The 22,332-nt window shown below is 72.6% G+C and carries 26 protein-coding genes; 11 read left to right on the forward strand and 15 right to left on the reverse strand.

Going from position 1 to position 22,332, the window contains the following annotated elements; all coding sequences use genetic code 11:
* Nucleotides 1-40: 40 nt before the first annotated feature.
* Both ACWD6N_RS07970 and ACWD6N_RS07975 read right to left on the reverse strand, forming a co-directional pair.
* A complete protein-coding gene (locus ACWD6N_RS07970) occupies nt 41-433 on the reverse strand; it encodes a cupin domain-containing protein (protein ID WP_387326778.1) in 393 nt (130 codons plus the stop codon).
* A gap of 265 nt (nt 434-698) precedes the next feature.
* Nucleotides 699-1,592 carry a sulfotransferase domain-containing protein gene (locus ACWD6N_RS07975; RefSeq protein ID WP_450004581.1) on the reverse strand — a complete coding sequence of 298 codons (894 nt, stop codon included), beginning with the start codon at nt 1,590-1,592 and terminating at the stop codon, nt 699-701.
* A gap of 91 nt (nt 1,593-1,683) precedes the next feature.
* Here ACWD6N_RS07975 and ACWD6N_RS07980 point away from each other — a divergent pair, with 91 nt between their 5' ends.
* Nucleotides 1,684-2,784, forward strand: a complete 1,101-nt coding sequence (locus ACWD6N_RS07980; protein ID WP_450004582.1) for a beta family protein — start codon at nt 1,684-1,686, stop codon at nt 2,782-2,784.
* A gap of 6 nt (nt 2,785-2,790) precedes the next feature.
* Here the strand turns inward: ACWD6N_RS07980 and ACWD6N_RS07985 are convergent, their stop codons facing one another.
* The gene (locus ACWD6N_RS07985; RefSeq protein ID WP_450004583.1) at nt 2,791-3,072 is read right to left on the reverse strand and encodes an adhesin; all 282 of its coding nucleotides are present in this window, start codon (nt 3,070-3,072) and stop codon (nt 2,791-2,793) included.
* Between the two features lie 193 nt (nt 3,073-3,265).
* Nucleotides 3,266-4,339: an NAD(P)-binding domain-containing protein gene (locus ACWD6N_RS07990; RefSeq protein WP_450004584.1), complete on the reverse strand. Its 1,074-nt coding sequence runs from the start codon at nt 4,337-4,339 to the stop codon at nt 3,266-3,268.
* Nucleotides 4,340-4,448: 109 nt separating this feature from the next.
* On the opposite strand from ACWD6N_RS07990, the gene ACWD6N_RS07995 reads away from it, so the two are divergent.
* Complete coding sequence (locus ACWD6N_RS07995) at nt 4,449-5,165, forward strand: MIP/aquaporin family protein (RefSeq protein ID WP_354967932.1); 717 nt, start codon at nt 4,449-4,451, stop codon at nt 5,163-5,165.
* Nucleotides 5,166-5,232: 67 nt separating this feature from the next.
* Nucleotides 5,233-6,816 (forward strand): D-alanyl-D-alanine carboxypeptidase/D-alanyl-D-alanine endopeptidase, encoded by a 1,584-nt coding sequence (gene dacB, locus ACWD6N_RS08000; protein ID WP_450004585.1) that lies wholly within the window; start codon nt 5,233-5,235, stop codon nt 6,814-6,816.
* Between the two features lie 35 nt (nt 6,817-6,851).
* On the opposite strand, the gene ACWD6N_RS08005 is transcribed toward dacB, so the two are convergent.
* The 4 genes from ACWD6N_RS08005 to ACWD6N_RS08020 all read right to left on the reverse strand — a co-directional run bounded on the left by ACWD6N_RS08005 (nt 6,852) and on the right by ACWD6N_RS08020 (nt 9,572).
* On the reverse strand, nt 6,852-7,181 hold the full coding sequence (locus tag ACWD6N_RS08005) for a hypothetical protein (RefSeq protein WP_354967930.1): 330 nt from the start codon (nt 7,179-7,181) through the stop codon (nt 6,852-6,854).
* A gap of 115 nt (nt 7,182-7,296) precedes the next feature.
* A complete protein-coding gene (locus tag ACWD6N_RS08010) occupies nt 7,297-7,734 on the reverse strand; it encodes a nitroreductase family deazaflavin-dependent oxidoreductase (protein ID WP_450004586.1) in 438 nt (145 codons plus the stop codon).
* A 90-nt stretch (nt 7,735-7,824) separates the two neighbouring features.
* Complete coding sequence (locus tag ACWD6N_RS08015; RefSeq protein WP_450004587.1) at nt 7,825-8,841, reverse strand: hypothetical protein; 1,017 nt, start codon at nt 8,839-8,841, stop codon at nt 7,825-7,827.
* A 137-nt stretch (nt 8,842-8,978) separates the two neighbouring features.
* Nucleotides 8,979-9,572 (reverse strand): pentapeptide repeat-containing protein, encoded by a 594-nt coding sequence (locus ACWD6N_RS08020; protein ID WP_450004588.1) that lies wholly within the window; start codon nt 9,570-9,572, stop codon nt 8,979-8,981.
* Nucleotides 9,573-9,668: 96 nt separating this feature from the next.
* On the opposite strand from ACWD6N_RS08020, the gene ACWD6N_RS08025 reads away from it, so the two are divergent.
* Nucleotides 9,669-10,901 (forward strand): serine hydrolase domain-containing protein, encoded by a 1,233-nt coding sequence (locus ACWD6N_RS08025; RefSeq protein WP_354967926.1) that lies wholly within the window; start codon nt 9,669-9,671, stop codon nt 10,899-10,901.
* Nucleotides 10,902-10,948: 47 nt separating this feature from the next.
* Here the strand turns inward: ACWD6N_RS08025 and ACWD6N_RS08030 are convergent, their stop codons facing one another.
* Nucleotides 10,949-12,007: a hypothetical protein gene (locus tag ACWD6N_RS08030; RefSeq protein WP_450004589.1), complete on the reverse strand. Its 1,059-nt coding sequence runs from the start codon at nt 12,005-12,007 to the stop codon at nt 10,949-10,951.
* A 161-nt stretch (nt 12,008-12,168) separates the two neighbouring features.
* Here ACWD6N_RS08030 and ACWD6N_RS08035 point away from each other — a divergent pair, with 161 nt between their 5' ends.
* Complete coding sequence (locus tag ACWD6N_RS08035; RefSeq protein WP_387326751.1) at nt 12,169-12,810, forward strand: NAD(P)-dependent oxidoreductase; 642 nt, start codon at nt 12,169-12,171, stop codon at nt 12,808-12,810.
* A 17-nt stretch (nt 12,811-12,827) separates the two neighbouring features.
* On the opposite strand, the gene ACWD6N_RS08040 is transcribed toward ACWD6N_RS08035, so the two are convergent.
* A complete protein-coding gene (locus ACWD6N_RS08040; protein WP_354967923.1) occupies nt 12,828-13,292 on the reverse strand; it encodes a PPOX class F420-dependent oxidoreductase in 465 nt (154 codons plus the stop codon).
* Between the two features lie 42 nt (nt 13,293-13,334).
* Entirely contained in the window at nt 13,335-13,970 is a 636-nt protein-coding gene (locus ACWD6N_RS08045; protein ID WP_354967922.1) for a DUF6642 family protein, read from the reverse strand.
* A gap of 304 nt (nt 13,971-14,274) precedes the next feature.
* On the opposite strand from ACWD6N_RS08045, the gene ACWD6N_RS08050 reads away from it, so the two are divergent.
* Nucleotides 14,275-15,063, forward strand: a complete 789-nt coding sequence (locus tag ACWD6N_RS08050; RefSeq protein ID WP_450004590.1) for a D-Ala-D-Ala carboxypeptidase family metallohydrolase — start codon at nt 14,275-14,277, stop codon at nt 15,061-15,063.
* Nucleotides 15,064-15,163: 100 nt separating this feature from the next.
* Here the strand turns inward: ACWD6N_RS08050 and ACWD6N_RS08055 are convergent, their stop codons facing one another.
* Both ACWD6N_RS08055 and tnpA read right to left on the reverse strand, forming a co-directional pair.
* Entirely contained in the window at nt 15,164-15,631 is a 468-nt protein-coding gene (locus tag ACWD6N_RS08055; RefSeq protein ID WP_354967920.1) for a hypothetical protein, read from the reverse strand.
* 139 nt (nt 15,632-15,770) lie between these two features.
* Entirely contained in the window at nt 15,771-16,133 is a 363-nt protein-coding gene (tnpA, locus tag ACWD6N_RS08060) for an IS200/IS605 family transposase (RefSeq protein WP_450004591.1), read from the reverse strand.
* A gap of 47 nt (nt 16,134-16,180) precedes the next feature.
* On the opposite strand from tnpA, the gene ACWD6N_RS08065 reads away from it, so the two are divergent.
* Together ACWD6N_RS08065 and ACWD6N_RS08070 are read left to right on the forward strand one after the other, a co-directional pair.
* Nucleotides 16,181-16,570: a hypothetical protein gene (locus tag ACWD6N_RS08065; protein WP_450004592.1), complete on the forward strand. Its 390-nt coding sequence runs from the start codon at nt 16,181-16,183 to the stop codon at nt 16,568-16,570.
* Nucleotides 16,567-17,715 carry an RNA-guided endonuclease InsQ/TnpB family protein gene (locus ACWD6N_RS08070; RefSeq protein ID WP_450004593.1) on the forward strand — a complete coding sequence of 383 codons (1,149 nt, stop codon included), beginning with the start codon at nt 16,567-16,569 and terminating at the stop codon, nt 17,713-17,715. Before ACWD6N_RS08065 ends, ACWD6N_RS08070 begins: the two co-directional genes overlap by 4 nt.
* 80 nt (nt 17,716-17,795) lie before the next feature.
* Here ACWD6N_RS08070 and ACWD6N_RS08075 read toward each other — a convergent pair whose 3' ends face one another.
* Nucleotides 17,796-18,524 (reverse strand): response regulator, encoded by a 729-nt coding sequence (locus ACWD6N_RS08075; RefSeq protein WP_387329759.1) that lies wholly within the window; start codon nt 18,522-18,524, stop codon nt 17,796-17,798.
* Complete coding sequence (locus ACWD6N_RS08080) at nt 18,503-19,756, reverse strand: sensor histidine kinase (protein WP_387329574.1); 1,254 nt, start codon at nt 19,754-19,756, stop codon at nt 18,503-18,505. The genes ACWD6N_RS08075 and ACWD6N_RS08080 overlap by 22 nt, the downstream gene beginning before the upstream one ends.
* Nucleotides 19,757-19,888: 132 nt before the next feature.
* Between ACWD6N_RS08080 and ACWD6N_RS08085 the strand changes: the two genes are divergently transcribed.
* The 3 genes from ACWD6N_RS08085 to ACWD6N_RS08095 are packed head-to-tail and all read left to right on the forward strand — an operon-like array spanning nt 19,889 to nt 22,331.
* A complete protein-coding gene (locus ACWD6N_RS08085; RefSeq protein WP_450004594.1) occupies nt 19,889-20,785 on the forward strand; it encodes an ABC transporter ATP-binding protein in 897 nt (298 codons plus the stop codon).
* A complete protein-coding gene (locus tag ACWD6N_RS08090) occupies nt 20,782-21,579 on the forward strand; it encodes an ABC transporter permease (RefSeq protein WP_354962927.1) in 798 nt (265 codons plus the stop codon). The genes ACWD6N_RS08085 and ACWD6N_RS08090 overlap by 4 nt, the downstream gene beginning before the upstream one ends.
* Nucleotides 21,580-21,581: 2 nt before the next feature.
* A complete protein-coding gene (locus tag ACWD6N_RS08095; protein ID WP_450004595.1) occupies nt 21,582-22,331 on the forward strand; it encodes a YqeB family protein in 750 nt (249 codons plus the stop codon).
* Nucleotide 22,332 lies beyond the last annotated feature (1 nt).

A 22,332-nucleotide genomic window follows, 5' to 3' on the forward strand; every position in this document is an offset into this window, starting at 1 on the left:
GGTACCCCGATCGGCCCGGATCAGACCGCCGTCGGCCGCGTCACGCGGTGGGTGGCTCGTCCTCGCCGGCCTCCTCGGCCGCGTCCGCCTCCTCCTTGGTCCGGTGCACGGCCTGGTCGGCGTGCTCCGGCGGGCCGTAGACGGTGTAGAGCACCAACGGGTTGGGCCCGGTGTTGACGAAGTTGTGCCTGGTGCCGGCCGGCACCACGACCAGGTCGCCGGAGACGACCTCCCGCTTCTCGCCGGCGACCCGCGCCTCGCCGGTGCCGCTGACGAAGGTCAGGATCTGGTCGATCTCCTCGTGCACCTCCTCGCCGATCTCCCCGCCCGGCGGGATGGTCATGATGACCAACTGCGTGTGCTGCCCGGTCCACAGCACCCGTCGGAAGTCCGGGCTCTTCTCGGCGACGGTCGCGATCGTGAAATGCTCCATGTCGGGCTCATACCCCGTTCGGCGCCGAGCCACGCCGGGACTCGCAGATGGTGGAATTCCCCACGGTTGGCAGGTTTGGATCCACGCCGGCCGGGGATCGACATGTCTGACCGGCGCGGGCGGCCGGTCGAGCCAGGTCCCTGCCGGCGTACCGCCGAACGGCTGCGGTGGTGGGAGACGGCCAGAGCGCGGCGACGTTCCGACCACGGTCGAAGCGGCGCCGTGCGCTCGTCTGCGCACCCCTGCGTCGTGCCACGCCGGCCGGTCAGCCGTCGTGGTGCAGCCAGGTGAGCAGGTCAGGTGGCGCGAGCGCCGCCGTTCGCGCCCGGTAGCGGGCCAGCGCGGGCGCGTCCAACAGGTCCCGCCCCTGTCCCGACCCGCCATGACGGAAGAAGGCCCGGCGGTCGCGCAGCACACCGAGCGTGTCCGGTGCGAGCCGGTCGGCGCGCTCCCGCATCCGGCCGAAGGTCGCCGCCTCGACCAGGTCGGGCCAGCGCTCGGGTGACACCGCGAGACCCCACCGGTCGGCGAGCCGGCGCATCTGGCCGCCCAGGTCGGCCCGCAGGTCGTCGTAAAGCACCAGCGCGACGTTCGGCTCGTGCCGGCGCGCCCAGGCGTCGCTCAGGTGCAGGAGCACCCCGGGCAGCGAATCCAGCTCGGCGCGCGGGTCCGCCCCCCGGTCGACCCAGCTCGACAGCCACTGCCCCACCGGCATCCGTGCTCGCGGCGGCCCCGCCGGGACGGTCTGGCCGGTCAGCTGGCTGAGCCGCACCCGGTCCAGATTGCCGGCCTGGTGGTACAGGGAGACCGCCATGTCCAGCGGGTGCCGGGCCACCACCACGTAGTGCACCCGGGGGTCGAGCGGCAGACCGTCCAGCGGCGTGTGCGTCTTGATGAACCGCCGATGCGGCTGGGCGGCCAACCGGCGGTACACCGCGTCCTGCGGCTCGACCAGCCAGTCCAGCCACGGTGACAGCTCGGTCAGCGGCGCCGGCAGCTCCGGGGTGCCCCGCACCAGCAGCGCGCAGATCATCTGCATCCAGGTGGTGCCACTCTTGGATCGGGTGCTGATCACGATGTCGCCGTCCCGGAACGGGAAGCCGGCCCAGCGGGCGCTGTCCTCGTCGTCGGACCGGTAGCGGTGAGCTGGCGCGAGCATCGGGCGAGCGTAGTCGCCGAGCCGACAGCCGGACAGCCGAATTCCGGCTCGACGAGCTGGGACATATGCCTATACCTGGCTAGATTGAAGTATGGTGCCCGCCCACGGGGGCCGGGCGGCGGAACCGGTCTACCGCCCCATCCTCGCCAGCCGTCGCGGCGAGCTGGACGCCTTGAGTCACCTCGACCCGGCCGCCGCCCCGATGCTCGCCCCGATCCTGGAGGTCGGCGCGGTCGACCGCACCACGATGGACGTACTGCGCCGGCTGCCGGTCGGGCTGCTGCCAGCCGTCGACGTCACCACCCTGCCCGACGCGCCGGACGCGGAGCTGGCCCGTTGGGGCGTACCGCTGGTGCCCGTGATCGGGCTCGCGGAGAGCGACCGGCGCCTGGTCGCGCACGGCACGGCGGCCCGGGCGTACGCCCGGCGGGCGCTGGTCCGGCTGCGGGCCGGTCAGGACCGGGCCGGGCCGGACGAGGACACCGCCGCCGTCGAACGGATCTGGCGGTTCACCGGCCTGGCGCCGGAGGAGTGCGACCTGCTGGTGGACGCGGGCGACGTGTGCTGCCCGGCGGACGTGCGGCTGGCCGAGCCCCGGGTACGCCGGCTGCTGGACTGGGCCCGTCGGCACGCCTGGCGGTCGGTGACGGTGGCGGCCGGCGGGATGCCGCCGACGCTGTCCCGGCTGCCCACCGACGAGCCGGTCCGGCTGGACCGCTGGGATTGGCTGCTCTGGCAGCGGCTGGCCGACGCCGGGGTCGACTACGGCGACTACGGCGTCGGCCCGGCCGTACCCGGCACCGGTGAACCGGGTGACCGGTTGCCCACCGTGCGATACACGGCCGACGGCGGTTGGTGGGTCTACCGCTGGTCCCGGCGGGGCGGGCGGGGCGACGACCGGTTCGCTGACCTGTGCCGCACGTTGGTCTCGGCGCCGCACTGGCCGCGCACCGGCGCGGCCTTCTCCTGGGGTGACCATGAACTGCTGCGCCGGGCCCGCAGGGGCGCCGGCGCCGGCTCGGCCGCCAACTGGGCGGCCTGGAGCACGTCGCACCACCTGGCGCACGTGCTGACGGCGCTGCTGCACCCACGCGCCGACGCCGACCCGGGGTGGCATCCCGGGCCGGAACCGCCGCAGCGGGGGCGGTCGCCGCGGCAGTCGCGCGGCGGTGAGACCCGCCGTGCCGGCTGAGCCCTGCTACGCCTTCTCGGTGAACCCGAACTGGATGATGCCCTCGCCGTCGACGGTGGCGTCCACCGAGGCGTCGCCGAGCAGTTCGACGGCGTCCTCGTCGAGGAAGATCCGGGCGCCCTGGTTGTCGACCACGTGGTCGCCCTGCACCGGCTCGGGCACCAGTTCCACGGTGAGCGATCCGGCGTCGGCGTCGGCGGCGATACGCACCCCACCGTCCTCGCCGACGTCCTGTTGGTTGGCGAGGTCACGGATGACGAGCACGGCATTGTCGGTCATGGTGAGCATTGGCGGAACTCCTCGTGGATTCTCGGCTCGCGGTCGGTTACCGCACAGACCGGACAATCGGTCCGCGTACGAGCACACGTCGGAGGCGACAGGAGGGGCGAACGGTCGTCGCCGTCGCATCGTCGGGGCAGCTGACGGGCCCCGTCACCGCCTACGTTGCCCGCTGCCGGGCGATCCGTCAAATAGAGGCGGATCAGTCGAGAGCGTGGGCCGGGGCGAGCAACGCACGGATCTCGTTGACCGCCGCGCGGCCGGCCCGGTTCGCTCCGATCGTGCTCGCCGACGGGCCGTACCCGATCAGGTGGATCCGCTCGTCGGCGACCACGCGGGTGCCGTCCATCGTGATACCGCCGCCCGGCCCGCGCAGCCCCAGCGGGGCCAGGTGGTCGAGCGCGGCGCGAAAGCCGGTGCACCAGAGAATCATGTCCGCCGGCACGAACCGTCCGTCCGCCCAGGCCACCCCGTCGGGCGTGATCCGGTCGAAGACGGGTAGCCGGTCGAGGACGCCTCGCTCGCGCAGCCGTCGTATCTCCGGGGTGACCGGCAGCCCGGTCACGCCCACCACGCTGCCCGGTGGGCGCCCGGCCCGTACCGCCGCGTCCACCCGGGCCACCGCGGCCCGGCCCAGCTCGGTGTCGAACTCCTCGTCGCGGAACAGGGGTGGCCGGCGGGTCACCCAGGTGGTGGCGGCCGCGACGGTGGAGACCTCGGCGAGCAGCTGCACCGCGGAGGTGCCGCCGCCGACCACCACCACCCGGCGGCCGGTGAACTCGTCCGGGCCCCGGTAGTCGGCGGTGTGCAGTTGCCGGCCGCGGAAGGAGGACCGACCCGGGTAGTACGGCCAGAACGGCCGGGTCCAGGTGCCGGTCGCGTTGATCAGGGCGCGGGTGGTCCACCGGTCGCCGTCGGTTTGTACGTCCAGCCGGCCGTCCGGACGGGAGTGCACCGCGCGGACCCGCACCGGCCGCCGGACCGGCAGTTCGAAGGCTCGCTCGTACCCCGCGAAGTAGGCGCTGACCTGCTCGGCCGCCGGTCGCTGCGGGTCGCCGGGCGGGAAGGACCGCCCGGGCAGGTCGTGAATGCCGTGCACCCGGTCCAGCAGCAGGGTCGGCCAGCGGTGCTGCCAGGCTCCGCCGGGGCCGTCGTCACCGTCGAGGATGACGAAGCCGCTGCCCGGGGCGAAGCCGGTGCGGCGCAGGTGGTAGCCGGCGCTCAGGCCGGCCTGGCCGGCCCCGATCACCACGACGTCGACGGAATGGGTGTCCACCCGAGGTACAACGCCGAACGCGGCGCGGCTCTGCCCGCCCTGGCCGTCGCACCGATCACAGACCATGATTCGAGCACCGGGTCGCCCGAATTGTCCTTACGCTGACGAAATGGAAGATGCCCGTCGTGCGGCCGCCGAATTCCTCGGCACGTTTCTGCTGGTCTTCTTCGGGGTGGGCAGCGCCGTCGCGGCGCGCGTCCAGGGCGGGGTGGTGGTCGTCGCCCTGGCCTTCGGGTTCGTCATGCTGGCTCTGGTCTACACGATCGGCCCGCTCTCCGGCAGCCACGTCAACCCGGCGGTGACGCTCGGTGTGCTGCTCTCCGGGAAGATCTCGGTGATCGGTGCCGTGGCCTACTGGATCGCGCAGTTCGCCGGCGCGACCGTGGCCGGCTTCCTGCTCTGGGCGCTGACCCGCTGGGGCGACGTGGTGGACCAGACCGGGGCGCTGGGCTCGAACGGGTACGGCGCGAACATCAACCGGGGCGGCGCGGCCGTGCTGGAGATCGTGCTGACCTTCCTCTTCGTGCTGGTCGTCCTGGTGGTCACCAGTCGCAGCGAGAATCCGGGCACCGCCGGCGTGGCGATCGGGCTGGCCCTGGCCGTGACCCAGCTGGTCGGCGTGACGCTGGACGGCGCCGCCGTCAACCCGGCCCGCGCCTTCGGCCCGGCCGTCTTCGAGGGCGGAGTGGCACTGCGGCAGCTCTGGCTGTTCATCGTCTTCCCGCTGCTCGGCGGGGCCCTCGCCGCGCTGGTGGCACCGCTGGTCATGGGGGCGCAACGACACTACTGGGGCGGGCACGACAGGTCGGTCGGCCGACCGACGTAACGGGGTTTGGCAATATCCTTCGCCCGAGACCCTTCTCCGGCGAATACCTTCGTGGCAGCATCAGCGCATGCATCGCCGTCTCTTTCCCCGGCTCCTCGCGCTGGTCGCGCTGGTCGCCACCGCGGCCACCGCCGGCGCGCCCGTCGCCACCGCCGAGTCGCCCACCCCCGCGACGACCCGCCTGCGCGCGGCCATCGACACGATCCTCGCCGACCAGCGGCTGACCGGCGCGCAGGCGTCGGTGGTCGTGGTCGACACCGGCACGGGGCAGACCCTCTACGACCGCAACGGGGACCGGCGGCTGATCCCGGCCTCCAACACCAAGCTGCTGACCTCCACGGCCGCCCTGGAACTGCTCGGCCCGGGTCACCGCTTCGGCACCGACGTACGCACCACCGGCAAGCGCCGAGGCGGGCTGCTCTCGGGCAACCTCTACCTGCGGGGCGGCGGCGACCCGACCATGCTCGCGGCCGACTACGACGCGCTCGCCGCACAGGTCGCGGCCGACGGTGTCCGGGTGGTGACCGGCAACCTGATCGCCGACGACACCCGGTACGACCGCACCCGGCTCGGCCCCGACTGGACCTGGGACGACGAGCCCTACTACTACGCCGCCCAGGTCTCCGCGCTGACCGTCGCGCCGGACACCGACTACGACGCGGGCACCGTGATCGTGCACGCCGCCCCGGCTGACCGGGCCGGCGCCCCGCCGGTCGTCAACACCACCCCACCCACCGGGTACGTCCGGATCGACAACCGCGCCGAGACGGTCGCCGGTGGTGAGACCTCGATCTCGATCGAACGCGAGCACGGCGGCAACACCATCGTGGTGAGCGGGCAGATCGCGGTCGGCGACGAGCCGGCCAGCGACTGGGTGACGGTCTGGGAGCCCACCGGCTACGCGGCCGACGTGTTCCGGGCGGCACTGCACCGGCACGGCGTCCGGGTGCTCGGTCGAACCGTGCTCGGTCAGCCCACCCCGGAGGCCGCGCATCCGGTGGCCCGGCACGACTCGATGAGTCTGGGTGAGCTGATGACGCCGTTCCTCAAGCTCTCCAACAACGGGCACGCCGAGGTGTTGACCAAGGAGATCGGCCGGGTGCTCTCCGGCTCCGGCACCTGGTCGGCCGGGCTGACCGCGATCAGCGAGTACGTCGCCGACACCGGGATGGACACCGGCACGCTGCGCCAGCGCGACGGCTCCGGGCTGTCCCGGCGCAACCTCGTTCCGGCCACGGAGTTCGTCGACCTGCTGGCCGCCGTCCGGGCCGAACCCTGGTTCGCCACCTGGTACGCGGCCCTGCCGATCGCCGGGCAACCCGACCGGTTCGTCGGCGGCACGCTGCGCAGCCGGATGGCCGGAACCCCGGCGGCGGGCAACGTGCACGCCAAGACCGGCAGCCTGACCGGGGTCTCCGGGTTGTCCGGCTATGTCACCAGCGCCGACGGCCGGCTGCTGGCGTTCTCCATCCTGCTGAACAACTACCTCACCGCGTCCGTGAAGCCGTTGGAGGACCAGATCGCCGTGGCGTTGGCCGGTTACCGCGAGGACGGCGCGGCCACGGCACGGATTGCACCGCCGGCGGTGCCGGAGACGCCACGGACCCCGGAGGGCGTGGAATGCTCCTGGGTCAAGCCGATCACCTGCTGACCGACGGCCGGGGGCGCCCCGCGCCCCCGGCCGGATCAGGCCGGGCGGTCCGGTGGGGGAACCACCGCGGTCGGGTCACCCCGCTCGATGAGCGCGGCGATCTCGGCGGCCCGCAGCCCGCGCAGCGCCAGCACCCGGGTGCCCCAGCGGTGCAGCCGGCGTGGGTGCGGGCTGGCGTCGTTACGGCAGACCATGCCGCCGGACCACCGGCGGGGCGCGTGCACCACCACCGCCCGCACCGCGAACTGGGTGTCCTCCCCCGTCACGTACGGCGGCAGGGGGATGTCGCGGAGCACCTCCCCCGGGGCTTCACCGGCACCGGACGAAACGGCCGGACGGACACGGTGGGCGGTACTGCTGCTCATCTGCGGTGCCTCCACACTGGACGGTGGGACGGAGACAGCAGAAAGTTACGTCGCCATCAACCGAGTGCGACGGACAACCTGTCCCGCCGTCCGGCGCGGCATGACGGACGCCAGGTCAGAACCGTTCCAGCACCACCACCGGGATCTCCCGGTCGGTCCGGGCCTGGTAGTCGTCGTACGCCGGCCAGATGGCGGTCATCGTGGCCCACATCCGCGGCTTCTCCTCGGGCGTCGCGATGCGCGCCCGCGCGGTGAACGTCTCCGGGCCGACCTGCACCTCGACCTGCGGCTCGGCCAGCAGGTTGAGGACCCAGGCCGGGTGCTTCGGGGCGCCGCCCTGCGAGCCGACCACCAGGTGGTCGTCGCCGTCCCGCCCGTAGATCAGGGCGGTGCGGCGCCGCTTGCCGCTGTGCCGGCCCCGGGTGGTCAGCAGGAGCGTGTAGACCCCGGGCCGCCACTCGTGCCCCTCGGCGCCGCCGGTCTCGACGTACCGCTGGATGTGCTCGGCGACCCAGCCACTGGGGCTGTCCACCACCTGCTCGCTGGACGTCATCGGCACTCCTCACGGATCGGTGGCCCTCGCGCCCAGGCTACTGCCGCCATCCGTGGCGGGCAGCCCGAACACCGTGGCGACAGCCGCCGGTCAGCGCACCGCCACGGCCTGGAGGCCGACGTTGCCGCAGTGCTCGGTGAAGGCCTTCTCGACGGTCCAGGTCAGCAGCAGCCGGGCGCCCTTCGGCAGCTTGAACCGGATGGTGAACTGGGCGCTCTGGCTGGTGTACGGGTCCTCCAGCCGCGCGGTGCTGACCGGGCCGCCGGTGGACAGCCGGGCCTCCAGCCGGCCCCGGGCCATCCAGGTCCCGGCGTAGAGCTGGACGACACGCGGCTCGCCGCTGCCGGCGACGGCGAGGCTGAACCCGTTGCCGGCGCCGCAGGTGTAGACGCCGTTCGGGCTGCCGCTCACCGAACGCTCCGACGTGCCGTCCCGCCAGCTGACAACCTCCTGGTTGCCGTCCCAGCCGACCCGGGTGCCGGCGCCACCCCCGTCGATGATCTCTCCGGAGCCGGCGCGCTTACGGACCGTCGACTTGCCGCCGTGCAGGCCCCAGTGCATCCAGTCCCGGGTGCCCACGGCGGTGAGGTCGACCTCGGCGGGCACCTCCGCCCGGCTCACCGACAGCACCGGCGCTGACGGGGACGGCGGCGGCGGGGCCGGCGCGCTGACCGACGGCGTCGGGTCGGGCGAGGGCGGACGCTGCCGAGGACGCAGATTGGGCGTCGCCGGCCCGGCCTCGAGGGTGCGACCCTCCGCGCCCGGGAAGCCGGTGGGGCGGGTGGCCCCGGCGGGCACGCCGCCCGGGCGGCCCGCCTGATCGTCGCCGGACTCCGGGCCGGACCGGGTGCCGAGGTACGAGACGAGCCCCACCAGGCAGACGAGCACGGCGAGCCCCTGCACCGCCCAGCGCCGCCGCTTCCGGTCGCTGGTGAGTCGGCGCAGTGTGCTGCGGGCATGCCCGGTGATGCCGGCGCGCGGCCGGTGCCTCGCTGGTCGGTCGGACGGCTCGTCCCCGGCCCCCGAATCCGCCCGCGTGCGGTCTTCGTCCGCCACCGACCCCTCCACCTCCACCGCCCGGCCGCCATCCAGCGTCGCGGATCGCACCGTCCACTGTGGGCCGTTTTGCGCTCGCATCCGGCGTGGACGACACGCTAGATCCGGACGGGCGGGCGTGTCCAGTCCGGAACCGGACGGTATCGGGCAGCCGGCCGGGACTCCGGTCGATCCTGACCGCCCTCGCGTCAGCCGATCCGGAAGCCGAGCGCCTGCGCGATGACCACGGCCTGCTCGGCGTCGACGATGGCACCGGCCCGCTCGACGACCGTCGGGTCCAGCGCGGTCAGGTCGCTGCCGCGCAGGTCGGCGTCGCCGAGCCGGGAGCTGTGCAGCTGCGCGCCGGAGAGGTCGACGCCGGTCACGGTGGCGCCGGTGAGGTTGGCGCCGGTCAGGTCGACCTCGCGCATCCGCACGTCGGTCAGACGGACGCCGCGCAGGTCCGCGCCGGGCAGCGCGACGAACGACCAGTCGCCGCCGGCCACCGTCAACGGGCGCAGGTCGCACTGGGCGAAGGTGCTGCCGACCAGCTTGCAGCCGGTGAACTCGACCTCGAAGAAGTTGCACCGCTTGAAGACGCAGCGGGTGAAGGCGGAGTCGACGTGCCGGGAGGCGTTGAACAGCACGTTGCCGAACGTGCAGCCGGTGAACACGGAGCCGCGACTCACCGCCTCGGTCAGGTCCACGTGGAAGAACTCGCAGCCCACGAAGTGCCGGTCGGTCAGCTCCTCGCCGTACCAGTCCTCGTGGCGGAAGGTCACGTCCTCGGTCAGCTCCGGCATTCGGCCAGGCTAGTGCCGGCCGCCGACAGCCGGCCGGCCGGTCGGTCGGTGGCAGCCCCTTCCGGTACCGGCGTACCGGCTAGTAGGTTCGGCGGCGTGAGTGTGGCGCGGAGCAAGGACCCGGATCAGATCGGCTTCGACCCGGCGCGGCTGGCCCGGATCGACGAGCACTTCGGCCGGTACGTCGACGACGGCCGGCTGGCCGGCTGGCAGGTGGTGGTCACCCGCCGCGGCGAGGTGGCGCACTCCTCGACGTACGGGCTGCGGGACCGGGAGTCGGGCGCTCCGGTCGAGGCCGACACGCTCTGGCGGATCTACTCGATGACCAAGCCGGTCACCTCGGTCGCGGCGATGATGCTGTGGGAGGAGGGCCGCTTCGAGCTGACCGACGAGATCAGCCGCTGGCTGCCGGAGTTCGCCGACCTGCGGGTCTACTCGAAGGGGTCGACGCTCAAGCCGTACACCGTGCCGGCGATCGAGCCGATCCGGGTCTGGCACCTGCTCACCCACACCGCCGGTCTGACGTACGGCTTCATGCAGACCTCCGTGGTCGACGGGCTCTACCGGGCGGCCGGCTACGACCTGTACCCGCCGGCGGACGTCGACCTGGCCGGCGCCTGCGCGGCCTTCGGCGAGCTGCCGCTGCTGTTCCAGCCGGGCACCGCCTGGGGCTACTCGGTCGCCACCGACGTGCTCGGCCGACTGGTCGAGGTGGTGTCCGGGCAGAGCCTCGACGCGTTCTTCGCCGACCGGATCTTCGGCCCGCTGGGCATGACCGACAGCCGATGGTGGGTCGAGGGCGACGAGGCCGAGCGCCTGGCCGCGCTCTACGTCCCCGAGCCGCGCAGCGGGCGGGCGGTCCGCTACGACAGCCTCGGCTCGCTGGCCTACCGCAAGCCCGCCCTGTTCTCCGGCGGCGGCGGCCTGATCTCCAGCGCCGCCGACTACCACCGCTTCACGCAGCTGCTGCTGCGCGGCGGCGAGCTGGACGGGGTACGCCTGCTCGGGCCGCGCACGGTGCGCTTCATGACCCGCAACCATCTGCCGGAGGGTCAGGACCTGGGCACCCTGTCCACCGGCGGCTTCGCCGAGACCACCCTGGACGGGATCGGCTTCGGCCTCGGCTTCGCGGTGGTCGACGACCCGATTCCCAGCCGGGTGCCGAGCAGCGTCGGCGAGTACTACTGGGGTGGGGTGGCCAGCACCGCGTTCTGGGTGGACCCGGCCGAGGAGATCACCGCGCTTCTCTTCACCCAGTTGATGCCGTCGAGCACGTACCCGCTGCGCTCCCAGCTGCGCCAGCTCGTCTACGCCGCCCTGGTCGACTGACCGGTACCGGGGGCCCGTCTGCCACGACGGGCCCCCGGTGCCGTGGCTCAGCCGAGCTGCTGCGCCTGGATCGCGCGCACCTTCGCCGTACCGGTCGCGGACAGCTTCAAGATCAGGTACGTGCGCACGGTCCCGTCCGGGAACACGGCCCACAGGTCGGCCACGCCGTCGGCGTTCAAGTCGGCGGCGGTGAGGCCGCTGATCGCGACGCCGGTGTTCCAGCCGGAGGCGAGCTGGTACTGGGTGTAGGCGAGCGTGCCGGTCCCGTCGCCGTTGTCGGTCATCGTGACGCCCTGCCAGAGGTAGAGGTCACCGCTGGTGGCGTTACGCAACACCAGCGCCGCCCCCGACGCCAGCTCGGTGCTGGCCAGGGTCCAGTTCTGCCAGTCGCTGCCGCCGGTCGGGGTGGCGTTGTTGAGCGGCAGACGGGGGAAGTAGAGGCCGGGTGCCCCGATGTTCGGGTAGTAGTTGACGCGGTATCCGTTGGTCGCGTCGCCCACGATGCCGATCAGGTCCGGGATGGCGGTGTCCACGTCGTCTGCCGTGTACCCGTTGACGAGCTGGATCGGGAAGTTACCGTACTCGTCGGCAAGGAATTCGGACATGAGGCTCACCTGGCCGCCGCCACCATAGGGATTGACCATCGTGCCGTCGCCGACGCCCGCGATGAAGCTGCCGCCCCCGGTGTTGATGCCACTCGGGTAGTAGGCGAGGAAGTCCTGGTTCGCAGTGCCGAAAAAGCGGCCGGTGATCACCTGGGCGCCGTCGAACTCCGACGGCGGGTTGTCTGTGCCGTAAACCCCGTTGCCGTACACCCCGATGTTCACGGCCGGGACCTTCACGCGGCCGGTGCCCGCGCCGGTGGTCGCGTTGACCCGGCCCCGCGCCGTCCAGACACCGGAGCCAAGGCCGGCGGTGCCGCCGACGGTCACCAGGTCGGGTACGCCGTCGCCGTTGAGGTCCTTGTCGACCGGGCCGACGACGGCCGGAGTCGGGGTGCCGGCTGCGGCGGCGTGCGCCGGGAACGCGGGTCCGAGAGCGGTGAGCGCGAGCGTGACCGGCGCCGCCCAGGAGAGCAGCCGACGTCGGGCAGAGAGATGCTTCATGACTCCCCCGTTGGGTTCAATGGATCTTGCGCGACTCACCGTATTCGATCTATGCGAGCCTTCGAGTCACCCGAACGTACGGCCGGGTTCGTCGTTACGGCACCTCCCGGGCGGCCGCTCCCTAGCCTGAAGACGGGTCCAGGTTCGGGTGGGAGGCGATCGTGAGCACCATCGTCGTGTTTGGCGCGGGCGGCACCGCCGGGTCGCGGATCACCGCCGAGGCGGTCGACCGGGGGCACCGGGTGATCGCCGCCGTCCGCCGCCCGGAGGCCACCTCGTACCTGCCGGCGGGGGTACGGACGGTCACCGGCGACGCGACCAGCGAGCGGAGTGTGCGGGAGCTGGCACCGGACGTGGACGCGCTGGTCGTGGCCATCGGCGGCGGCGAACGCGAGCTGTGGCGGAACGCGGCGGAGAACCTGGTGACCACGCTGCGCGGGATGCCGGCTGCGCCGCGGATCATCCACCTGGGCGGCGGGTCGACCCTGCTCACCCCACGTGGCACCCGCATCGTGGACGAGCCGGACTTCCCGGCGCAGTATCGGGACTCGGCGCTGGGCCAGGCCGACGCCCTCGACTACTACCGCACCGCCGCCGATGGGGTGAGCTGGACGTACGTCTCGCCGCCCCCGCTGGAGTTCCACCCCGGCGAGCGCACCGGGCACTACCGCACCGGCACCGACCAGCCGGTCACCGACGACCAGGGCCGTTCGGTGCTGACGTACGAGGACCTGGCGGTGGCGATCGTCGACGAGATCGAGCAGCCGCGGCACCAGAACGCCCGCTTCACCGCCGCGTACTGAACACCACCCGCCAACCGTCAGTCGGCGAGCCGGGCGGGGAAGCCGCCGGTGGCGATCGGGCCCCAGGAGTCGATGGTGACCCGGATCAGCGACTTGCCCTGGCGCACCATCGCCGCCCGGTAGTCGTTCCAGTCCGGGTGCTCGCCGGAGATGCTGCGGAAGTACTCGACCAGCGGCTCCAGCGCCTCGGGCAGGTCCAGCACCTCGGCGGTGCCGTCGAGCTGCACCCAGGGCCCGTTCCAGTCGTCGGACAGCACGCAGGCCGAGACCCGTGGGTCGCGGCGGATGTTGGTGACCTTGGCTCGCTCCGGGTAGGTGGAGACGACCAGCCGGCCCTGGCCGTCCACGCCCGCGGAGACCGGGGAGGACTGGGGGCGGCCGTCCGCCCGGGTGGTCATCAGCACGACGCGGTGTCGCGGCCGGAGGAAGTCGAGCAGGGTGTCCCGGTCGACCCGGGTGTTCTTCGCGATGCTGGGCGCCATCATCCGTTCCTACCAGGGCGATCGCGACGCGGCGACGGCGGGTCAGCTGGGCCGGGCCGCGCGGTGCGCCGCCTGGGCCGGCACCCGGGGGCGACCGGCCGGGCGCCAGGCCCGGCCGTTTGCGTAGATCACCCGGAAACCGAGGTACGAGGCGAGCGGCGCCCAGTGCGCCGAGCCCATCCGCAGTTCGGCGGCATTGTGCCGCTGACCGTTGGCCAGCACGTCGAGCAGCACGGTTTCGAAAGCGGCCGATTCGACCCAGTCGACTTCCCGGGTGAAACCGCAGATCAGAGCGGCTCCGGTGACTTCGAGGAACTCGCGCAGCACCGCGTCCGAGGCGCGCAGCACCGAGCAACTGCCGAAATAGAGCCGGCGCCCCTCGCAGCGGCCGGCCATCAACTCGGCCACCTCGTTCAACTCCACGGACTGCCAGTCGGTGAGGCAGAGTCGGCTCGGCTCACCGTGCATGGCGAAGAAGGCGACCCGGTGGTCGGCGTACTGCTTGAGCAGCCAGCGGTCCAGGAAGTAGAAGAGCTCGTCGCGGGTGGCCGCGTCCTTGTGGATGAACCGGATCTTGCCGAGCCGTTCCAGCAACTCGAGGGTGGGCAGCACGGAACCCCGCTCGTTGAGGTCTCGGTGCCACTGGCCCTCGACACAGAAGACGCCACCGCGTGCCACGTGCACCTCCGCCAGTCCGCCGCCCGAGGCTGACGTTACCGGCCGCCAATGGCCGAGGAACATCACCCTCGGTGCGATTGATTGCGACGTTCGGTGTGGTTGCCCTTTGGCGGGGTGATCGGGAGTGAATGGCTGTTTCGCAAATCAGTCGAATTCCCAGGCGATACCCAGGCAAGGCCAATCGTGAGGACAATTCTCGTTAATTGCCGCCAACCGCACTGATCAGTGCGAGGGTGGAAATCACGGGATGTCTCGGTCGATGTCCTGAAACCACCCCATTCGGTCTCCTATCGGGAGGACTTCTGTGCGCGTAAACACCTTGAAGCGAGCTGCCGTCGCATTCGCCCTGGCGCTGCCCGGGGCCGCGATCGCCTCGGTGGTCGCCGCGCCCGCGGCCCACGCGGACGGCTGCTACACCTGGGACCGCACGCTGTCCCAGGGCCGCTCGGGCAGCGACGTCCGCCAGTTGCAGATCCGGGTGGCCGGTTGGGCCGGGTCCCGGGACATCGTCGAGAACGACGGCATCTACGGACCGAAGACCGCCGCGGCCGTCAAGCGGTTCCAACAGGCGTACGGGCTGCGCGCCGACGGGATCGCCGGGCCGCAGACCTACGCCAAGCTGTACCAGCTCCAGGACAACGACTGCACGCCCGCGCACTTCAGCTACAACGAACTGGACAACGGGTGCGGCGGGAGCGGGTGGAGCGGCGGTCCGCTGTCGGCGAGCCAGACCAAGCAGAACGCGCTGCGCACCATGTGGAAGCTGGAGGCGCTGCGCAAGGGCCTGGGCGACAAGCCGCTCTACGTCTCGGGCGGCTTCCGCAGCCGGAGCTGCAACAACCAGGTCGGCGGCGCATCGGACAGCCAGCACCTGTACGGCAACGCGGCCGACGTCACCTCGCGGACGTCGTCGCTGTGCCAGGTCGCCCGCGGCGCGCGCAACAACGGCTTCAGCGGTCTCTACGGGCCGGGCTACCCCGACCACGACGACCACGTGCACGTCGACTCGCGGCGGGAGAACAACAGCGACAACAGCTCGAACACGACGAGCTGGTCCGCGCCGGACTGCGGGATCGGGGCCGGCAACGACTGAGGCTCGGACAGCACGACGCCGGCCCGGCGCGGGTGGGGAACATCTCCGTCGGGCCGGCATCGTGTCGCCCCGGGTCGGGCGGGCGAGGGATAGCGCCGCTTCAGCTCGCCCGGGGCCAGCGCGGCGCGGTGACGGGGGGAGTCACCGGCCGGCCGGGAGCGGTGGGTCGTACCCCGGGTGGGACGACCCGCGCGGCCGGGTGTCGCGCCGTCAGCCCGTTGGTACGCGCGGCCTGGGCCGAGTAGCCGGCGGGACGGGCGGAGGACGGCCCGGTCGCGGTGAACGGGAAGGGCACGTGCACGAAGGGGTTGCCGTGCCGGATCAACGCCTCGATCTGTCGCTCGTTGAGCCCGTGTGTCTCGAGCACCCGCCGCCCCCAGCGGTGCAACCGGCAGGGGTAGGAGGCGCCGTCGTTACGGCACAGTGGCCCGGTGGGCCACTCCTCGGCGGTGTGCACCACCACCGCCCGGACCGCGAGCCGGACATCCTCGGGGGTCAGCGGTGCCGGCAGCGGCACCTCCCCCAGTACCTGATCGATGGGATCCGTCGACTGCTCACCAACTCGCACGGCAGGCCTCCCGCAGTTCGGCAGCGATACGGCGGACCAGCCGCATCGACATCCTCGGGCAGTGGTACGGCCCACACCGGACGAAAGTTCAACTGGACTAGCGAGGAATCCCGGCCCTTCAGGGCCGGGAGGAATCGCGTCACGGACCGGGACGTTTCTGCCCCTTGATGTAGTCCTTGATCACTTCCAGTGGGGCGCCGCCGCAGGACGCGGCGAAGTACGAAGGGGACCACAGGTGCCCATGCATGATGTGCCGGTTGATCCGGCCGGTGAACTCCTTGCGCAGGTAGTGCGCCGAGACGCCCTTGAGTCGGTTGACCAGCGTGGAGATCGGCAGCTTGGGCGGGTAGGGCACGAGCAGGTGGACGTGGTCGTCGGTGAGCATCGCGTCGTTGAGGACGTCCCGCCGATACGTGGTGACAAAGACAAGATGAACCTGCAGGTTGTGGACAACGCTTCTACCTCGGCGAACATCCGGGTCTGGCGTCCATCGTGGTGACATGGACAAGACGCTACGGTGTGGTCACGCCTGGGAAACTGGACAAGGTCGTGAAGCCGAGATGGGCGGCCAAGGTCCTCGGCATCGACTACGCGGACCTGCCGAAACTCGACCGCCCCTGGACCCAACGGGACGTGCGGTCGCTGCGTGACAGCAGGCCCGGTTGGCTGACCGAAGCGCGACGCCGCCACGCGGCCAGCGTGCAGCAGGCCAGCGAGGCGCGGGCAGCGGAGCTGGACGTCGCACTGGCGCGTCTCGGCTACGACGCCCCGGACCTCGGCACGGCCGACCAGGCGGTGCTGTACATCGACGGCGCCCTGACCCACCTGATGATCGAGACACGCTGCTCCGAAGACGAATCGGACCGGGCCGCGTGGTGCCGCTGGCCGAAGTCGATGGCAGCCGAAGAGGACTACGCGGACGACGAAGACGCCCGGTGAAGATTGTCGTGCAGGTCCGGCTGTTCCCGGACGCCGCTCAGCAGGCGGCGCTGCGGGCAACCCTGGACCGGTGCAACGACGCCGCGAACGTCGCCTCCGGGCTGGCGTACCAGCGGCGGGTGTTCGCCAAGCAGTCGTTGCAGCGGCTCACCTACGGCCAGTTGAAGGACATGGGCCTGTCGGCCCAGCCCGCGATTCACGTCGCCCGGAAGGTGTCCGGCGCGTACGCCACCCTGACGGCCAACATCCAGGCCGGCAACCTCGGCAAGCCAGCCTCGAAGAGGCGCCAGGCCGCCGAGGGTAAACCGATCCGGTTCCGTCGCGACGCGGCGCAGCCGTTCGACGACCGTTGCCTGTCCTGGCAACTGGCTGCCCGCACCGTGTCGATCTGGACGGTCGCTGGCCGATCCGGGCCGATCCGGTTCGGCTGCTCCAACCAGCAGCAGGCCCTCCTGGTCGCGCACCGCCGCGGCGAGTCGGACCTGGTCTGCCGGGACGGCAAGTGGTTCCTGTACGCCACCTGCGACATCCCCGACGCACCCACCAAGGAACCGGACGGGTTCCTCGGCGTCGACCTCGGCATCGCCAACCTCGCCACCGACTCCGACGGCCGCCACCACAGCGGCAAAGCCACAAACCGGGTCCGGCACCGCAACCAGCGCCTGCGCGCGAAACTCCAGGCCATCGGCACCAAGTCCGCCAAGCGGCTGCTGAAGAAACGCCGCCGCAAGGAATCCCGGTTCGCCGCCGACACCAACCACCGCATCGCCAAGAGCATCGTGACCGAGGCCGAACGCACCGGCCGCGGAATCGCCCTGGAAGACCTGGGCGGCATCCGCGACCGGGTACGGCTCAGACGGCCCCAGCGGGTCACGCTGCACTCGTGGGCGTTCCACCAACTCGGCCAGTACATCGCCTACAAGGCGAAGCGGTCCGCAGTGGCGGTCGTGCACGTCGACCCGGCATACACCTCGCAGGGATGCTCCGCCTGCGGACACGTCGCCAAGGCCAACCGGCCCAACCAATCCACCTTCCACTGCCGGTCGTGCGGCTTCGCTGAGCACGCCGACCGCAACGCAGCCCGCAACATCGCCGCACGCGGCGTGACGGGCTGGGCAGCCGTCAGCCTGCCGAACGCGGCGTGACCTCGTGCTCATCACCACGAGCCGTCACGATCCGCAAGCTCGGCCCTTCAAGGTCGAGAAGCTGACCAATGAGTGCAACGTCAGACCAGGCCGGCGTCGTGCACCAGCAGGGCCACCTGGACCCGGTTGTTGAGGTCGAGCCGGGTCAGCAGCCGGGAGACGTACGCCTTCACCGTCGCCACGCTCATGAACAACTCCCCCGCGATCTCCGCGTTGGTGCAGCCCCGGCCCAGCGCGACCGCCACCTGTCGCTCCCGCTCGCTGAGCCCGGTGAGCAGCCGCAGCGCCCGCTCCCGGCGCGGGTCGGGGCCGGCCAGGCCCGGGGCGGCGGCGGTCACGTGGGCGATCAACGTCCGGGTCACCGTCGGGGAGAGCGTCGCCTCGCCGGCCGCCACGCGGCGCACCGCGTGCACGATGTCCGCCGGCGGGGTGTCCTTGAGCAGGAAACCGGCCGCCCCGGCGCGCAGCGCCCGCAGCACCTGCTCGTCGGCGTCGAAGGTGGTCAGCACCAGCACCTCCGGCGGGTGCGGCTGGGCGCGCAGCGCCTCGGTGGCGGTGAGCCCGTCCACCCGTGGCATCCGGATGTCCATCAGCACCACGTCCGGGGCGTACGCGGCGACCGCGGCCGGCACCTCGCCGCCGTCGGCCGCCTCGCCGACCACGGTCAGGTCCGGCAGGCCGCCGAGGATCATCGAGAGCCCGGCCCGGACCAGGGCGTCGTCGTCCACGATCAGCACCCGCACCGGGGTGACACCCGCACCGGCCCCGGTCTCGCCGGGCAACCCGGTCACGCCGGCCACGGCAGCCAGGCGGCCAACCGGAAGTCGCCCGCGTCGTCCCGGCCGTACGCCAACCGGCCGCCGGCCAGGGTGACCCGCTCGGTGATGCCGACCAGGCCGGTGCCGGCGCCCGGTAGCTGCGCCCCGGTCGGGGTGCCCACCGGCCACCGGTTGCTGATCGCCACGGTCAGCCCAGGGCCCGGCCCGCCGGCAAGATCCACGCTGACGGCCGCGCCGGCCGCGTGCTTGCGGGCGTTGGTCAGACCCTCCTGCGCGATCCGGTACGCGGCCCGCCCCAGCGCCACCGGCACGTCCTTTGCCGCGCCGACGCTGTCGGTGACGTTCACCCGCACCCCGGCCGCCCGCGACTCGGCGATCAGGGCGGGCAGGTCGGCGAGGGTGGGCTGCGGGGGCTCCGGGGAATCGCCGTCGCCCTCGGCCCGGAGCACTCCGATCACCTCGCGCAGGTCCTGTAGAGCGGCATGTGCGCTGCCCCGGATCACCCCGGCCGCCCGGGCCACCTCGTCCGGGGGCGCGTCCGGGCGGAACTCCAGCGCGCCGGCGTGCAGGCTGAGCAGCGAGATCCGGTGGGCCAGCACGTCGTGCATCTCCCGGGCGATCCGGGTGCGCTCGAGGTGGCGGGCCTGGGCGACCCGCAGCTGCTGCTCCGCCTCGGCCCGCTCGGCCCGATCCCGCAGGGACACGATCAACTGCCGCCGGGCCCGTACGAACATCCCCCAGGCCAGCACGGCGAAACTGATCACCACGCCCCACGTCGCGGTGGCCCAGTACGGCATGTCCGGGTCCGGGCGCAGCCAGCTGAAGACCATGTTGGTGACCAGACCCACGCCGGTCATCGCCACCGCGACGGCGGTGCGCCGGTGCACCACCACGGTGAAGTAGAGAATCACCAGCGGGATGGCCGCGGCCATCGAGAACAGCGTCAGCGGTGTCGTGGCCACCAGCAGCCCGAGCGGCCACCGCCGGCGCAGCCAGAGCAGCCCGCAGCAGGCCAGCCCGAGCAGCGCGTCCGCGCCGATCATCCAGTCGTGCGGCAGCGGGGTCGTGACGGCCGGGTCGGGCGACAGGGCGTCCGCGGTGGCGAACAGCACCCAGAGCAGGGAGACCAGGAAGGCCAGGGTGTCGACCGCCCAGTCCCGGGTGGTGCGGCGCGGCCGGCGGGTCGCCGCGTCCGGGTTGGCCGCGTCGGCCAGCGCCCCGGGCAGCAGCCAGGGGTGTTCCGGCACGGCGAGGCTGGTCACGAGGCAATGCTAGGCAGCCGACCGGCACCGCGACCAGCTACCAAAGTCGAGACCCTCGAGTCGACCAAGGTCGGTGCGGCGCCGACCGGTGGCCGCAGCGGATGGCCGGGCGGCGCGGGCAGTCTCGACGACATGATCACCGTGGAGAACCTCACCAAGCGATACGGGCCGCACCCGGCGGTGGACGACGTGTCGTTCCAGTGCGAGCCGGGCACGGTCACCGGCTTCCTCGGCCCGAACGGCGCCGGCAAGTCCACCACCATGCGAATGATCTGCGGGCTGACCGCACCGACCGCCGGCCACGCCACCGTCTCCGGGCGCCCCTACCGGGAGCTGCCCAACCCGGGGCGGGAGGTCGGGGTGCTGCTGGACGCCTCCGCCCAGCACGCCGGGCGGACCGGCCGCGAGGCGCTGACGCTGTCCGCGTACACCATGGGGTTGGACCGGCGGGAGGTCGCCGCGAAGCTCGACCTGGTCGGGTTGAACGCGGTGGCCGCCAAGCGTCGGGTACGGGCGTACTCGTTGGGCATGCGCCAGCGGCTCGGCCTGGCACAGGCGCTGCTCGGTGACCCTCGGGTGTTGATCCTCGACGAGCCGGCGAACGGCCTGGACCCGGAGGGGATCTTCTGGATGCGCGGCCTGCTGCGCGACTTCGCCGACCGGGGCGGCACCGTGCTGCTCTCCTCCCACCTGCTGCGCGAGGTGGAGGCGGTCGCGGACCGGCTGGTGGTGATCGGGGGCGGCCGGATCGTGGCCCAGGGCAACAAGGACGAGCTGCTCGCCGGCGGCGGCACGCTGGTCCGGGCCCGCGACGGCGCGGCGCTGCGCCGGGCGCTGGACGCGGCCGGCCTGACCGCCGCCGACGGCGCCGACGGGCTGCTGGTGCAGGCCGACGCCGAGGCGGTCGGCCAGGCCGCCGCAAACGCGGGCGTCGCGCTGGCCGAGCTGCGCCCCGCCGGCGGCGGTGGCCTGGAACAGCTCTTCCTCACCCTGACCGCCGGCGAATCCACCAAGGAGGCCGTCCGATGAGCACCACCACCGCGCCCGCCGCCAACGCCGTCACGCCCCGGCAGCACGCTCCGGCGCACCGCCCGTCGATGCTCCGGCTCACCGCCGTGGAGCTGCGCAAGCTCGTCGACACCCGGGCCGGCCGCTGGCTGCTGATCACCATCGGCCTGGTCGCCGCCGCGATCGTCACCCTCCAGCTGATCTACGCCAAGGACGCCGAGCAGACCTTCGTCAACTTCTTCACGCCCTCGCTGCTGCCGATCGGGGTGCTCCTGCCGGTGCTCGGCATCCTGTCGATCACCAGCGAGTGGTCCCAGCGCACGGCACTCACCACGTACGCCCTGGTGCCCCGCCGGGAGCGGGTCGTGGCCGCGAAGCTGATCGCGGTGGCGCTGGCCGCGCTCGCCTCGGTGCTGGCCAGCCTGGCCGTCGCCGCCGCCGGAACGCTGGTGGCGTCCGCCACCGGCGGCGCGGGCACCTGGCAGATCGACGCGTCGCTGCTCCTGAACGCGGCGATCTTCCAGGTCACCGGCGTGCTGATGGGTGCCGCCTTCGGTCTGCTGCTGCTCAACCCGCCGCTGGCCATCGTCGGTTACCTGCTGCTGCCCACCCTCTGGGGTGTGCTCGGCGAGCTGGTGCGACCCCTGCGCGGCCCGGCCGGCTGGCTGGACACCAGCCGGACCATGGAACCGCTGTTCAGCAGCGACGCCATCACCGGCGAACAGTGGGGCCGGATAGCGGTGTCCCTGCTGGTCTGGATGGTCGTCCCGCTGGCCGCCGGCCTGTTCCGGACGCTGCGCCGCGAGGTGTCCTGAGCATGGCCGGCGAGGATTACGGCCCGCGCACCGTCGTCACCGGCGGGCCGGTCGAGCTGGTCGTGCTGTGGGGCGGCTTCCCGCTGCTCGGCGCGGGCGCCGGCGCCCTGCTCGCGCTGGCGGCGGGCTGGGTCGCCGGGCTGCCCTGGGCACCCGTGCAGTGGCTGTTCAACCTGCTGGACCGGCTGCCCGAGCAGCAGGCGATCGCCGGCACCGCAGCGGTGGGCGCGCTGGCCGGTCTGGTCATCGCCGGGGTGGGCACCGCCGAACGGCTGGTCGTCACCGTCGACGCGGCGCGGGTCCGGCTGCGCCGCGCCGGCGAGGACCGGCACGTCACGCGGGCCGAGACCCGGGTGGTCTTCGTCGACAGCGGAGATCTGGTGCTGCTCGACGCGGACCGCGCGGAGCTGGTCCGGGAGCCGACCGACCTGCCGGGCCCCCGCCTGGCCGCGGCGTTCCGCACGCACGGCTGGGGGTGGGCGGACGGCGATCCGCAGCGGTCGGCGTACCGGCTCTGGGTGCCCGACCTGCCCGGGCTGCCCGCCGGCGCGGACGCCCTGCTGCGGGCCCGCGATCGGGCGATCCAGCGGGATCGGCGCGACGACGCCCGGGAGCTGCGCCGGGAACTGGGCCGGATCGGAGTGGTGCTGCGCGACGAGCGCAAGCGGCAGTACTGGCGGCTGACCGGGCGGGCGGTCACCCCCGGGGCGGAGGAGCCGACTTCGGCCGAGCAGGGGTCGGACGGGCGGTAGC

The organism is Micromonospora sp. NPDC005163 (genome assembly GCF_053599835.1).

Coding starts and splice junctions, on each gene's coding strand:
- ACWD6N_RS08085 (WP_450004594.1), top strand. CDS start 19,889: ATGATCACCGTGGAGAACCTCACCAAGCGATACGGGCCGCACCCGGCG.
- ACWD6N_RS08005 (WP_354967930.1), bottom strand. CDS start 7,181: ATGAGCAGCAGTACCGCCCACCGTGTCCGTCCGGCCGTTTCGTCCGGT.
- ACWD6N_RS07970 (WP_387326778.1), bottom strand. CDS start 433: ATGGAGCATTTCACGATCGCGACCGTCGCCGAGAAGAGCCCGGACTTC.
- ACWD6N_RS07985 (WP_450004583.1), bottom strand. CDS start 3,072: ATGCTCACCATGACCGACAATGCCGTGCTCGTCATCCGTGACCTCGCC.
- ACWD6N_RS08010 (WP_450004586.1), bottom strand. CDS start 7,734: ATGACGTCCAGCGAGCAGGTGGTGGACAGCCCCAGTGGCTGGGTCGCC.
- ACWD6N_RS07980 (WP_450004582.1), top strand. CDS start 1,684: ATGGTGCCCGCCCACGGGGGCCGGGCGGCGGAACCGGTCTACCGCCCC.
- ACWD6N_RS08090 (WP_354962927.1), top strand. CDS start 20,782: ATGAGCACCACCACCGCGCCCGCCGCCAACGCCGTCACGCCCCGGCAG.
- ACWD6N_RS08020 (WP_450004588.1), bottom strand. CDS start 9,572: ATGCCGGAGCTGACCGAGGACGTGACCTTCCGCCACGAGGACTGGTAC.
- tnpA (WP_450004591.1), bottom strand. CDS start 16,133: ATGTCACCACGATGGACGCCAGACCCGGATGTTCGCCGAGGTAGAAGC.
- ACWD6N_RS08040 (WP_354967923.1), bottom strand. CDS start 13,292: ATGGCGCCCAGCATCGCGAAGAACACCCGGGTCGACCGGGACACCCTG.
- ACWD6N_RS07975 (WP_450004581.1), bottom strand. CDS start 1,592: ATGCTCGCGCCAGCTCACCGCTACCGGTCCGACGACGAGGACAGCGCC.
- dacB (WP_450004585.1), top strand. CDS start 5,233: ATGCATCGCCGTCTCTTTCCCCGGCTCCTCGCGCTGGTCGCGCTGGTC.
- ACWD6N_RS07995 (WP_354967932.1), top strand. CDS start 4,449: ATGGAAGATGCCCGTCGTGCGGCCGCCGAATTCCTCGGCACGTTTCTG.
- ACWD6N_RS08030 (WP_450004589.1), bottom strand. CDS start 12,007: ATGAAGCATCTCTCTGCCCGACGTCGGCTGCTCTCCTGGGCGGCGCCG.
- ACWD6N_RS08095 (WP_450004595.1), top strand. CDS start 21,582: ATGGCCGGCGAGGATTACGGCCCGCGCACCGTCGTCACCGGCGGGCCG.